Consider the following 12,557-nt stretch of genomic DNA (forward strand, 5'->3'; position numbering starts at 1 on the left):
TGGACCACTGGGGAGCGGCGATCCGGGCGGCGGCCGCGTGCGCCATGTACGTGAGATGGTCGCTGCCCTCGGGAACTTCCTTCGGGATCATCCCGCTGACCTTCTGCGTCTTGAACACCGTTCCCGGCGCGAGGTCGAAGAAAGGGTACTCCGGCTCGGTGCAGCCCATGCACGGCTGGCCGGCCCGGGTCTTGGAGGACTGCCGGTTCCACAGGATCCGGTTGCAGGGGGAGTGCGTCATGGGACCACGGCAGCCGAACTCGTAGAACAAGCAGCCGGTCCGGGTGCCGTCACCGAACGACGTGGTCGACTGCTTGTACTCGAAGAACTGCACCCGCGTACATCCGGTCTGGGTGAACGTCTTGAAGAACGTCTCCGGACGGTGCAACTCGTCGAGCGCGATGTCGCCGGCGCGCCCGGTGGCGAGCGCGACGATGACCTGGGTGATCCAGTCGGGGTGCGCCGGGCAACCCGGAACGTTGATCACCGGAAGGCCCATCTTGGAGCGGAAGTCCGGGCCGAGGAAGCCGCCCTTCTCCCGCTTGTGGAACTGCAGCCCCGTCGAGCCCGACGGGTTCGGCTCCATCGCCGGGATACCACCCCACGAGGCGCAGTCGCCGATCGCGACCACGATCTGGGCCTGGGCGGCCAGGTCGGTGACCCAGTCCTTCATCGCGCGGTCGGCGAACATGTCGTAGCGCCCCGTGCCGTCCGGGCCCTCGATGACCGTTCCCTCGAACACGAAGATGTCCAGCGGCCGGTCACCCCGGGCACAGTCCCAGAACACCTTCTGAGCCTGGCTGCCCAGCTCCATTCCGAGCGACGGGTGCCAGAGCAGATCGAGACCGAAGTCAACGATCAGATCGACGACGTTGGGCTCCTCCGCATTCAGGAACGACATGGTGTTGCCGCTGCAGGCCCCGCCTTGGAACCACAGCACAGACGCCATGGGTACTCCTCTCAATTGCTCCCGTGTCCACACGGGGTAGCTGTGGTGGGAATCGACGCTCGAGCGCCGCGGGACAGCCGTTCGAGGCCGGCTGTCAGGAGGAACCGAGCTGACGACCGAAAGCCTTCGCAACCTGCAGCAGGTAGCCGAGGCCGCGGGCGACGTCGTCGTCCTTGAGAGCCCGGAGCAGTCCGAACACTCCGGTGGGCATCGAGGGCTCCCGGTCGATCTGGTCCCGCCCTTCGACGAGTGCGCCGGCCAGCTGGGAGATGACCTGCACTGCCTTCGGGTCGGTGAGGCTGGAGGAGAGCAGGGCGCTCAGCGCCGGGGTGGCGCCGACGACCGACCCGGACAACGTCGCGAGGCTGCTCGCCAGTCCCTTGTAGTCGATCGGAGGCAGCGAGACGCCCTTGCCGTTACCGCGCAGCTCGCCGAGAGCCTCCGCCAGCGAGTCCCCGATCACCTCGCTGCGGCTGAGCATTCCGTCCAGGCCGACGACCAGCACAGCCAGCAGATCGGCGTGGTCAAGCAGGGTGTTCAACGCTGCCACGACCTGGGGCTCGTCCATCCGGGCCAGCAGATCATCTGCCGGGGAGGGGGCGACAAGCTGACCGTTCAGCGCCACGTGGGCCTCCTACTGTCATCGCTCAGAGATTTTCGGTTGATTCGGGGTGGTGAGCTGGGGCACAGGCTACGCGCTGCTGCGCGAGACGCCTATCGTCATCGCGCATCCGCTGTCATGATTGCGCAGACTTGCTGGCTTAGATGCGCACGACTTCACTGTGGAGGTTTCGTGATCGAGATACCTGATCTAGTGATCCCGGCGCTGGTCATCCACGGCCGGTGCGGGAGATGAGGTGTCGCGTCTCACCAAGCTCGGCTTCATCGACGTTCGGCGCACCAGCAACCCCGTCCGGCGCAGGGTCCGCTCCCGCGGCATCCCCCCGGCACTGGAGAAACACGAGATCTTCTACACCGAGCACCCGCACGACGCCGCCGAACTGATCGGAAAGGCGTTCTCACCCGCCACGCTGACCCGCGGAGACCTCGACTCGCAGCGGTTCGCGGCCAGCCTGCACGGGGTGCGGCTGCGCGATGTGAGCATGCTCTACGTCGACCTCGCCATCGCCGCCACACTCGACATCCCCTCGATCGGCCCCTACTTCGCCGTGCACATGCCGACGAACGGGCGGGCCGTCTGCAAGCAGGACGGACGCACCTTCGAGGCCAACCCGATCCGCGCCCTCGTCACCAGTCCCGGGATGGCGCTGACCATGCGCTTCGACCACGACTCGCCGCAGCTGGTCATCCGGATCGAGCAGGCGGCACTCGAGCGGCACCTGGCCCGGATGCTCGGCGGCAGCCTGTCCCGGCCGATCGTCTTCGAGCCCGAGATGGACCTGACCACCGACGCCGCGATGCGCTGGCACGGCGCGATCCAGCTGCTGCACACCGAGGTCTACTACCCCGGCTCGCTCGTCCAGCGCGGTCAGGGCATCGGCGCGCTCGAGGAACTCGTGATGAGCTCGCTGCTGCTCCTGCAGCCGTCCAGCCACCAGGCGCAGCTGACCGGCCAGACCGAGCAGCCGGGCCGCCGGGTCGTGCGCGCCGCGCTGGACTACATCGAGGAGCATCTCGGCGAGCGGATCACGATGAACGACATCGCCAAGGCCGTGCATATGAGTGTGCGCGCCGTCCAGCAGGGTTTCCGGGAGGAACTGGGCACGACCCCGACCGTCTACCTGCGGGACCGGAGGCTGGAACGGGCCAGGGAGGACCTCACCGACGCCGAGCCGTCGGACGGGGTAACGGTCACCGACGTCGCGGAGCGGTGGGGTTTCAGCCACCTCGGCAGCTTTGCGGCGTTGTACCGGAAACGGTGGGGTGAGTCGCCGTCGGAGACCCTTCGCCGATAGCGGCGTGGGTGTGTACGGTCTGCGCATTCGAGCGGAGGGAGACGACCGGATGCACGAGTTGTCGATCTGCAAGTCGATTGTCGACATCGTCAACCGGCATGCCGCCGGACGCGATGTACGGACCGTCCACCTGCGGGTCGGAATGCTGCGGCAGATCGTCCCGGATACGCTGGTGTACTGCTGGTCGCTGGTGAACGAGGAAACGCCGCTCGCCGGGTCCAGTCTTGAGGTCGAGAGCGTACCGGCTGCGATACGCTGCACGGACTGCAATCACACTCAGACGCTCGACGAACCGATTTTGGTGTGTGCAAACTGTGCCGGCACGAAGGTCGAGATCGTCGCCGGCGAGGAATTTCTCATCACATCACTCGAACTTTCGGAGGCCTGAGCGCAATGGGTCGATTCCATCGGCATGACGACACGGGGCACGGACACGGACACGGGCGCGGGCACGGGCACGGGCACGACGACCTCGGTGACCACACCGGCTACCAGACCGGCACCGAGCGCATCGAGATCCTGGAACGGATCTTCGACGAGAACGACCACACCGCCGCCGCCAACCGGGCCGATTTCGACAACGCCGAGGTCATCGCCGTCAACCTGATGTCGTCGCCGGGGGCGGGGAAGACCTCCGTCCTGCGCGAGACCCTCCAGCGGCTTCGGCACCTGCGGGTGGGGGTCATCGAGGGTGATATCGAGACCAGCATCGACGCCGACCGGCTCGCCGGTCTCGGCGCCACCATCTCGCTGATCAATACCGCCAACGGGTTCGGCGGGGAATGCCACCTGGATGCGCCGATGATCCGCTCGGCGCTGCCCCGGCTACCGCTGGCCGAACTGGACATGGTGATCATCGAAAACGTCGGGAACCTCGTATGCCCCGCCGAGTTCGAGGTCGGCGAGCATGCCCGGGCAATGGTGTTCTCGGTGACCGAGGGCGAGGAGAAACCGCTGAAGTATCCGGTGATGTTCCGGTCGGCGGACCTCGTGCTCGTCAACAAGGTCGATCTGCTTCCCCATCTCGACTTCGACCTGAGTCTGTTCTATGCGAACCTGCGCTCGGTGAACCCGAACGTGCAGACGATCGAAATGAGTGCGCGCACGGGTCAGGGACTCGATGAATGGTGTGACTGGCTGTCGGCCCTGCGGGCGGACCGCGCGTCGAATGTCACGACATCGGGCCTGAACGCATGACCGCCCGGGCCAGTCGGTACCTCCTCGGAGGAGACGGGCCCAGGCGGAGGAACCATCGGCTACCGCGCCGCCTCCAGAAGATGGTGCAGCAGCAGCAGTTGCGTGATCGCCAACGGCTCGCTGCGGGTATCGGGACCGAGCCGGCCGAGACACTCCACGGGAGGGCTGTCCCCCGGCTCCCCCATCGCAGCCCAGATCGCCTTCTCGACGGCGAGGCTCTCCTCCCGGGGCACGTAGCCGTGGATGTGCAGCGCGTCGACCGGGCGACCGTCGGTGTCGCGTTCGAGCTTGAGATGCATCGCGCGGCTCAGCCCCGGCTGCAGGACGGCGCTCAGATCCGGATGCCGGATCGTCGGCCGCAGCAGCAGCTGCGCGGACAGCGATGAGCCCGCCGGGTCATCACGTCCCTCGACCGGGGCGAAGCGGACCACGATGTCGGCGTCCTGACGCTGCGGCCGGATGAACGCCTCGGACTCCGGTTCCCGCCGCTCCAGCTCGGCCAGTACCTGCTCCGGTGCGTAACCACGCTTGCGGGTGTCGCGCTGGATCTTCCAGTCTCGCCGGATCTCCTCGACCGGGTCGAGGAACACCGTCACGTCGAAGCAGGCACGCGCCAGCTTGCTGTGCAACGGAAACAGTCCCTCGACGATGATGAACTCGTTCGGCTCGACCAGCTCAGGCCGGGTGAGCTCGCCCGTGGAGTGGTCGTAGACCGGCTTCAGGATCGGATGTCCGGTGGCGAGCAGCTGCAGATGCTGCTCCATGATGGTGATGTAGTTGCACTCCGGGTGCAGCGCGGTGAACGGAAGACCCTTGCGTTCGACCCGGTCGTAGCGGTGGTAGTCATCGGTACACAGCGACACGCACCGCTGCGGACCCAGTGCCTCCACCAACCCGGCGGTGAGCGTGGTCTTTCCCGCGGCGCTGTCGCCGGCGATCGCCAGCATCACCGGCCGCACGTGCTCCCCCTTGTCGCCCGCGCGGCTGATCCGGAGCATCTTGTCAGGCACGGGCCGCTCTCCCGGGAACGGGCGGCCCCGCGGCGGCGCCTTCCACCGTGGCGAGCGCGGTCCGGGCGACGGCGGATGCGGACAGTCCGAGTTCGTCGGCGACCTCGTGGCCCGGTCCACTGGCACCGAAGCGTTCCAGGCCGATGACCGCGTCCTGCGGTCCGGCGAGGGCCTGCCAGCCAGTGGGCACCCCGGCCTCGATCCAGACGACCGGGGCCGTCGGCCTCGGGTAGCTTCCGGACCGCAGAGCGTCGGCCAGACGTTCGCGGCACAGCACCGAGACGACCTGCGCCTCGACGCCGCGGGCCGCCAGCAGTTCCGCGGCGACCAGGGACAACGAGACCTCCGACCCGCTGGCGGCGAGCACCACGTCGGGGGCCCGGGAAGGGACCCGCACGGTGCGTGCGCCGAACCGGCGGCAGTCGTCGAGCCCCGCCCCGCCGAGAACCGGCAGGTCCTGACGGCTGAGCACGAGCGCGGTCGGTCCGTCCAGGTTCGCCGTCGCGAGCTCCCAGGCGAGCGCGGTCTCGGCCGCGTCGGCCGGGCGTAGCACGGTCAGCCCGGGGATGATCCGCAGCGACTCGAGCTGTTCGATCGGCTGGTGGGTGGGCCCATCCTCGCCGACGTAGATCGAGTCGTGGGTGAACACGTGGATCACCGGCTGGTTCATCAACGCGGACAGCCGCAGCGCGGGCCGCAGATAGTCGGCGAACACGAGGAACGTGCTGCCGAACGGGCGCAGCCCGCCGTGGAGCGCGATCCCGTTCATCGCCGCGGCCATCGCGTGCTCGCGGATTCCGAAGTGGATGGTGCGCCCGGCGTACTCGCCGGGACCGACGTCCCCGCCCGGAATGCTGGTGTTCGTCGACGCCGCGAGGTCGGCCGAACCGCCGACCAGCGCGGGATAGGCCGGGGCCAGCGCCTGCAACGCCGCCCCGGAGGCCTTGCGGGTCGCCATGCGGGCACCCGCGGCCGCACCGTCCGCGAGTGGCTTCAGCACGCCGAGATCCGGCGCGGACGGGACACGGTCGAGCGGGAAGCTCGCGGCGAGCTCCGGGTTGGCCTGCGCCCATTCGCTGTGCGCCCGCTCCCAGCGCACCCGCTGCTGGGCGCCCGCGCTGGCGCGGACGGTCCCGGCGAGCCGGACGGCGGTGGGCACGTGGAACGGGGTGTCGGGCCAGCCGAAGCGGCGGCGCATCGCGGCGATGGCCGCCGACCCGAGGGGCGCGCCGTGCGCCGCCGGGGTCCCCTGCACCTCCGCCGCGCCATAGCCGATCGTGGTCTTGACGGTGATGAAGGTCGGACGGTCCTCGATCCGCCGGGCCTCGGCGAACGCCCGGTCGAGCGCCGCGACGTCGTTGCCGTCATCGACCCACAGCGTCCGCCACCCGTAGGAGGCGAAGCGGGCCGCGGCATCGTCGGCGCAGCTGCGCTCGGCGGGGCCGTCGATGGTCACGTTGTTGTCGTCGTAGATCACCGTGAGCTTGCCGAGCCGCAGCCGCCCGGCCAGCGAGGCGGCCTCGTGGCTGACGCCCTCCATGAGGTCACCGTCCCCGGCCAGCACCCAGGTGCGGTGGTCGACGACCCGGTGCTCGGGGGTGTTGCACCGGGCGGCGAGCATCTGCTCGGCCAGCGCCATGCCGACCGCGTTGGCCAGGCCCTGACCCAGCGGCCCGGTGGTGGTCTCGACCCCGGGGGTGTGGCCCACCTCGGGATGTCCGGGCGTGCGCGAGCCCAGCTGACGAAAGCGGCGCAGCTCGTCCAGGGACAGGTCGTAGCCGAACACGTGCAGCAGCGCGTACAACAGCATCGAGCCGTGCCCGGCCGACAGCACGAACCGGTCCCGGTCCGGCCAGTCCGGCCGGGACGGGTCGTGGCGCAGGTGCCGCGACCACAGCACCCAGGCCGCGGTCGCGGTACCCAGCGGAAGCCCGGGGTGGCCGCTGTTCGCGGCCTGCACGGCGTCGGCGGCCAGGAACCGCAGCGTTGCCGCGGCCAACTCGTCGAGCTCGGTGGGCGGGATGGTCCCGTTGGCCAGGCCCGTGGCACCGTCGAGCTCGGGGCTGAGGGCGCCGGTGGCCGGGGTCGACAGCGGGTGCTTCATTCGGTCTCCTCCGCGGTGGCCCCCGCCCGGAGGGCAGCCACTCGGTCGGCCATCGATCCCGGGCCGGTGAACAGGGCCGAGCCCGCGCAGAACACCGTCGCGCCCGCCCGTGCGGCGGCGCCGATGGTGTCGCGGGCGATCCCGCCGTCCACCTCGAGCTCGATGTCGTGGCCGCGCGCGTCGATCAGCGTGCGGGCAGCGGCGATCTTGGGCTCCATGCTGGCCAGGTAGCGCTGGCCACCGAAGCCCGGGTTGACGGTCATCACCAGGAGCAGGTCGACCAGGTCGAGGACGTTCTCGACCGCCGCCAGCGGCGTGGCGGGGTTCAGGGCCACCCCGGTGCGCGCACCCAGTTCCTTGATCCGGCCCAGGGTGCGGTGCAGGTGCAGGCACGCCTCGGCGTGCACGATGACGATCCCGCAGCCGGCCTCCACCCAGCGGGGCAGCATCGGATCGGGGTCCTCGACCATCAGGTGGGCTTCGAAACCGAGGTCGACCAGTCCGCGGGTGGCGGCGATGACGTCGGGGCCGAACGTCAGGTTCGGGACGAAGCGTCCGTCCATCACATCCCACTGGACACGGTCCACCCCCGCCTTCTCCAGTTCCAGGAGCTGGCCTCCGAGGTCCGCGTAATTCGCGGGCAACACCGACGCGACGATCGTCGGCTGGGGGGGAACAGCCATCGCACCTCCTCGTGGGGTCAATGCCTCCGACGCTAGGTCCGGCCTCGCGCGCCCGACCCCCGCAGCGGGGGGAACACAGGGGGGAAACTGCGTGCTGCCGGGACGGGGCGGCCTAGTGTCTGCGCCATGACGAAGCCAGGGTCTCTGCCACTGCGGGTGGTGCTCGTGGACGACCACGAGATGGTCGTGGCCGGTCTGAAGGCGATGCTCGCGCCGTTCCGCGGCCGCGTGCGGATCGTCGGCGAGGCGATCGGCGCCGATCACGCGATGCGCATCGTCGCCGGACTCAACCCAGACATCGTGCTGTGCGACGTTCGCATGCAGGGGGCCAGTGGTCTGGATCTGTGCCGGGCGCTGCGGGAGCGCGACCCGAACCGCAAGGTCGTGCTGCTGTCGGTCTACGACGACGAGCAGTACCTGTTCCAGGCGCTGCGCGCGGGCGCCTCCGGCTACCTGCTCAAGAAGATCAGCGGCGAAGAGCTGGTCCACCAACTCGAGCTCGCCGCCTCGGGCGTGACGGTGATCGATACGGCGTTGGCCGGACGGGCGGTGGACACCGCGGCGCGGCTGCAGAGCGACGAGTTCTGGCCCGGCGCCCGGCACGGGCTGACCCACCGGGAGAGCGAGGTCCTCTCGCTGATGGTGAGCGGCCTGTCCAACCGGGGGATCGCCAGCCGGCTGGTGGTCAGCGACGAGACCGTGAAGAGCCACGTCCGGTCCATCTACCGCAAGCTGGGGGTCAACGACCGCACGGGCGCCGTGGCGACCGCGCTACGCGAGGGGATCTTCCATTGAGCAGGCACGAGACGCATCCGATGCTCGGGCTCGTCGACCCGGAGCAGGAGTACGCGCTGCTGCTCGGCATCATCGAGGCCGTCTCCAGCGGGCCCGCTGTCGAGCCGCTCGCCGCGGCCGTCGCCCGGCTGATCACCGAGGCCACCGCGACCGACGTGTGCTTCGTCCACGTTCTCGACGACGCGGAACGTTCGCTCACCCTGGCCGGGGCGACACCGCCGTTCGACCAGCAGGTGGGCCGGATCCGGCTGCCGCTCGGGGCCGGGGTGACGGGCTGGGTGGCCAGCCACCGGGAGCCCGCCGTGATCACCGAGCACAAGGAGGCGGACCCGCGCTACCTGCCCATCCCCGCGTTACGCGGCACCGAGTTCACCTCGATGGCCTCGGTGCCGATGGCGGCCGACCTCCCCGGGCTCGTCGGCGTGCTCAACGTGCACACGGTGGCCCGTCGCGAGTTCACCGAACGCGATATCCGGCTGCTCGTCGCCATCGGCAACCTGGTGGCCGGCGCACTGCACCAGGCCCGGACGCACCGCAAGCTCGCGGCCAGGGAACGGGCGCACGAGCGGTTCACCGAGCAGGTGATCGCGGCCCAGGAGACCGAACGGCGCAGGCTGGCCGGCGACATTCACGACGGGATCTCGCAGCGGCTGGTGACGCTGTCCTACCACCTGGATGCCGCCGGGCAGATGTTGCGCGACGATCCGGCCGAGGCGGCCGCGCAGCTCGACCTCGCGCGGGGTCTGGTCGACCTCACCCTCGACGAGGCGCGGGCGGCGATCGGCGGGCTGCGCCCACCGGTCCTGGACGATCTCGGGTTGGCCGGTGGGCTGGCCAGCCTCGCGCGGTCGATGCCGCAGGTGGACGTGCACGTCGACCTCGCCGACAACCGGCTGCCCGAGCACGTCGAGATCGCGCTCTACCGGATCGCCCAGGAATGCCTGCAGAACATCAGCAAGCATGCGGACGCCACCACGGCGAGGATGACCTTCCGGGTGCACCGCGGCCGGGCCCGGCTCGAGGTCGCCGACAACGGCGTGGGTTTCGACGTCGGCGTGGTCGCCGAGGGGGCGACCGGCTACGGCATGCAGTCGATGACCGAGCGGGCCGAGCTGGTCGGCGGAGAACTGCGGGTGGTCTCCCGCCGAGGGTTGGGCACGACGATCATCGCCACCGTCCCGGTCGCCGCCCAGCGACCTCGCACCACGGAGCCATAACGTCACGGGAGTGGCCCCCGGCCGCGCGTTATGGAGCCATAACGCGGTGGTGGGCGGCCGGGGTGCGGTTGGGTCAGGCGGGCTGGAGCTCGGCGCGGCGGCGCACCGCGGCGGCGTTGGCGGCCACCCGCTCGGCCAGCGCGGCCTGACCGTCGGCCACCCGGTCCGGGTCGCCGGCCCATCCGGCCAGCGCCGGGTCGACGAGCGCGCGACCGAACGAGAAGGTCAGCGGCCACGGAGTGGGCAGCCCCTGCATCGAGGCGAGGTTCGCGGTCGCCCGCTGCGGCGACTGTCCGCCGGAGAGGAACGCGACACCGGCCAGCTCGTCGGGCAGCGCGCGCAGCACCTCCACCGTCGCCTCGGCGACCTGCTCGGCGCTCGACGGCTCCGAGTGGTCGGCGCCCTCGATGACCATGTTGGGCTTGAGCACGATCCCCGCCGGGTCGACGGAGAACGCCGCGAGCTCGGCGAAGACCACCTCGTGCACCGCGGCGGTGACCTCGGCACAGCGGCTCAGCGAGTGGTCGCCGTCCATCAGGACCTCGGGCTCGACGATCGGCACGATGCCCGCCTCCTGGCAGGCCGCGGCGTAGCGGGCGAGAGCGTGCGCATTGGCCCTGATGCCGGCGTCGCTGGGCAGGGTGTCGGTGATGGCGATGACGGCCCGCCACTTCGCGAATGCGGCCCCCAGCTCCGCGTAGTGGGCCAGCCTGCCGGGCAGGCCGTCCAGGCCCTCGGTGATCTTCTCGCCGGGCAGGCCGGGGCAGGGCTTCGCACCCATGTCGACCTTGATGCCGGGCAGGATGCCCAGCGCGCGAACCGCGTCGGCGAACGGTCGCCCGTCGGCGAACTGCTGGTGCAGCGTCTCGTCGCAGAAGATGATCCCGGAGACACCCTCGGCCAGATCCGGGGTGCTGGACAGCAGTTCCCGATAGGCGCGCCGGTTCTCCGCGGTGGGCTCGACACCCGCCTTCTCCAGCCGCGATGACATCGTTGCGATGCTCTCGTCAGCGGCGAGGATGCCCTTGCCCGGCGCCACCATCTGCGCCGCGACCTGCCTGCACGTGCTCATCGTCGATCTTCCTCCCGATTGACCGGACCGTGACGCTAGGGGCGGGACGCGGCGTGCGCCTCCCCCGGGCGGAGGACCGGGTGGGGGGCGGACCCAATACTTAAGTGTTTACCGAATTGTTTGTGCCTAATTCTTGATAGACAGTCTCATTGTTGCTCGTCAGGATGGGCACCATGAGCGACCGATGGAGCGCCGGAGTCATCCCCTACGCCGAGATGGGCTACTGGCAGCCGGACTACGTCCCCAAGGACACCGACGTGTTGTGCGCGTTCCGGATCACCCCGCAGGACGGGGTGCCGCCGGAGGAAGCCGGCGCCGCCGTCGCCGGCGAGTCGAGCACCGCCACCTGGACGGTCGTCTGGACCGACCGGCTGACCACGTTCGACCACTACCAGGCGAAGTGCTACAAGGTGGAAGCGGTGCCGGGCAGCCCGGGACAGTGGATCGCCTGGATCGCCTACGACCTCGACCTGTTCGAGGAGGGCTCGATCGCCAACCTGACGAGCTCGATCATCGGCAACGTGTTCGGGTTCAAGCCGCTCAAGGCGCTGCGCCTGGAGGACATGCGGATCCCGACCCACTACGTGAAGACGTTCCAGGGACCCGCGCACGGCATCGTCATGGAGCGGGAGTACCTGAACAAGTTCGGCCGTCCGCTGCTGGGGGCGACCACCAAGCCGAAGCTGGGGCTCTCCGCACGCAACTACGGCCGGGTGGTCTACGAGGCCCTGCGCGGCGGGCTGGACTTCACCAAGGACGACGAGAACATCAACAGCCAGCCGTTCATGCGCTGGCGCGACCGGTTCCTGTTCTGCATGGAGGGCGTCAACCGGGCGCAGGCCGAGACCGGTGAGGTCAAGGGGCACTACCTGAACATCACCGCGGGCACGATGGAGCAGATGTACGAGCGGGCGGACTTCGCCAAGGAGCTCGGCAGCGTCGTCGTCATGATCGACCTGACGATCGGCTACACCGCGATCCAGTCGATGGCCGCGTGGGCTCGGAACAACGGCGTCCTGCTGCACCTGCACCGCGCCGGACACAGCACCTACACCCGGCAGAAGTCGCACGGCGTCAGCTTCCGGGTGATCTCGAAGTGGATGCGCCTCGCCGGGGTCGACCACATCCACGCCGGGACGGTCGTCGGCAAGCTCGAGGGTGACCCCAACTCGGTCCAGGGCTTCTACGACACGTTGCGCCTCAACAGCATTGCCGCGGACCCGGTCAAGGGCCTGTACTTCGACCAGGAGTGGGCCTCGATGCCCGGTGTCATGCCGGTCGCCTCCGGCGGTATCCACGCCGGCCAGATGCACCAGCTGCTGCACTACCTCGACGAGGACGTCATCCTGCAGTTCGGCGGCGGCACCATCGGCCACCCGATGGGCATCGCCGCGGGCGCCGAGGCCAACCGGGTCGCCCTGGAGGCGATGATCAAGGCTCGCAACGAGGGGCGCGACTACCTCAAGGAGGGGGAGGACATCCTCAAGAAGGCCGCCCAACGCAACCGGCCGCTGGACATGGCTCTGGCCACCTGGGGCGACATCACGTTCAACTACGAGTCCACCGACACCCCGGACGTCGTCGCGACGCCGACGACCGCCTGAGGAGGGCGAC

General features: G+C 69.6%; 12 protein-coding genes. 6 read left to right on the forward strand and 6 right to left on the reverse strand.

The window, feature by feature from the left end; all coding sequences use genetic code 11:
• Positions 1 to 949, reverse strand: a 949-nt coding sequence (locus ACFQE5_RS10565; protein WP_379584668.1) for an NADH-quinone oxidoreductase subunit B family protein, incomplete at its 3' end; no start/stop codon positions are given.
• Between the two features lie 94 nt (positions 950 to 1,043).
• Positions 1,044 to 1,574: a DUF1641 domain-containing protein gene (locus tag ACFQE5_RS10570; RefSeq protein WP_379584669.1), complete on the reverse strand. Its 531-nt coding sequence runs from the start codon at positions 1,572 to 1,574 to the stop codon at positions 1,044 to 1,046.
• Positions 1,575 to 1,806: 232 nt separating this feature from the next.
• Between ACFQE5_RS10570 and ACFQE5_RS10575 the strand changes: the two genes are divergently transcribed.
• Genes ACFQE5_RS10575 through hypB form a run of 3 tightly spaced genes read left to right on the forward strand, consistent with a single transcriptional unit; the run spans position 1,807 to position 4,062 of the window.
• Complete coding sequence (locus tag ACFQE5_RS10575; RefSeq protein ID WP_379584670.1) at positions 1,807 to 2,865, forward strand: AraC family transcriptional regulator; 1,059 nt, start codon at positions 1,807 to 1,809, stop codon at positions 2,863 to 2,865.
• A 49-nt stretch (positions 2,866 to 2,914) separates the two neighbouring features.
• Entirely contained in the window at positions 2,915 to 3,253 is a 339-nt protein-coding gene (locus ACFQE5_RS10580) for a hydrogenase maturation nickel metallochaperone HypA (protein ID WP_379584671.1), read from the forward strand.
• 5 nt (positions 3,254 to 3,258) lie between these two features.
• Entirely contained in the window at positions 3,259 to 4,062 is an 804-nt protein-coding gene (gene hypB / locus ACFQE5_RS10585) for a hydrogenase nickel incorporation protein HypB (RefSeq protein WP_379584672.1), read from the forward strand.
• 59 nt (positions 4,063 to 4,121) lie between these two features.
• On the opposite strand, the gene ACFQE5_RS10590 is transcribed toward hypB, so the two are convergent.
• From ACFQE5_RS10590 to rpe, 3 genes are read right to left on the reverse strand one after another with little or no spacing between them, the layout of a single operon-like run.
• A complete protein-coding gene (locus ACFQE5_RS10590) occupies positions 4,122 to 5,072 on the reverse strand; it encodes a phosphoribulokinase (protein ID WP_379584673.1) in 951 nt (316 codons plus the stop codon).
• The gene (gene tkt, locus ACFQE5_RS10595; protein WP_379584674.1) at positions 5,065 to 7,176 is read right to left on the reverse strand and encodes a transketolase; all 2,112 of its coding nucleotides are present in this window, start codon (positions 7,174 to 7,176) and stop codon (positions 5,065 to 5,067) included. Before tkt ends, ACFQE5_RS10590 begins: the two co-directional genes overlap by 8 nt.
• Positions 7,173 to 7,859, reverse strand: a complete 687-nt coding sequence (gene rpe, locus ACFQE5_RS10600; RefSeq protein ID WP_379584675.1) for a ribulose-phosphate 3-epimerase — start codon at positions 7,857 to 7,859, stop codon at positions 7,173 to 7,175. The genes tkt and rpe overlap by 4 nt, the downstream gene beginning before the upstream one ends.
• 126 nt (positions 7,860 to 7,985) lie before the next feature.
• Between rpe and ACFQE5_RS10605 the strand changes: the two genes are divergently transcribed.
• Entirely contained in the window at positions 7,986 to 8,654 is a 669-nt protein-coding gene (locus ACFQE5_RS10605) for a response regulator (RefSeq protein ID WP_379584676.1), read from the forward strand.
• Positions 8,651 to 9,871: a GAF domain-containing sensor histidine kinase gene (locus ACFQE5_RS10610; RefSeq protein WP_379584677.1), complete on the forward strand. Its 1,221-nt coding sequence runs from the start codon at positions 8,651 to 8,653 to the stop codon at positions 9,869 to 9,871. Before ACFQE5_RS10605 ends, ACFQE5_RS10610 begins: the two co-directional genes overlap by 4 nt.
• Positions 9,872 to 9,944: 73 nt before the next feature.
• Here the strand turns inward: ACFQE5_RS10610 and ACFQE5_RS10615 are convergent, their stop codons facing one another.
• Entirely contained in the window at positions 9,945 to 10,943 is a 999-nt protein-coding gene (locus ACFQE5_RS10615) for a class I fructose-bisphosphate aldolase (RefSeq protein WP_379584678.1), read from the reverse strand.
• 173 nt (positions 10,944 to 11,116) lie between these two features.
• Here ACFQE5_RS10615 and ACFQE5_RS10620 point away from each other — a divergent pair, with 173 nt between their 5' ends.
• Entirely contained in the window at positions 11,117 to 12,547 is a 1,431-nt protein-coding gene (locus ACFQE5_RS10620; RefSeq protein WP_379584679.1) for a form I ribulose bisphosphate carboxylase large subunit, read from the forward strand.
• Positions 12,548 to 12,557: the final 10 nt, after the last annotated feature.

It is taken from the genome of Pseudonocardia hispaniensis, from assembly GCF_042658695.1.
GTDB classification, from domain to species: domain Bacteria; phylum Actinomycetota; class Actinomycetes; order Mycobacteriales; family Pseudonocardiaceae; genus Pseudonocardia; species Pseudonocardia hispaniensis.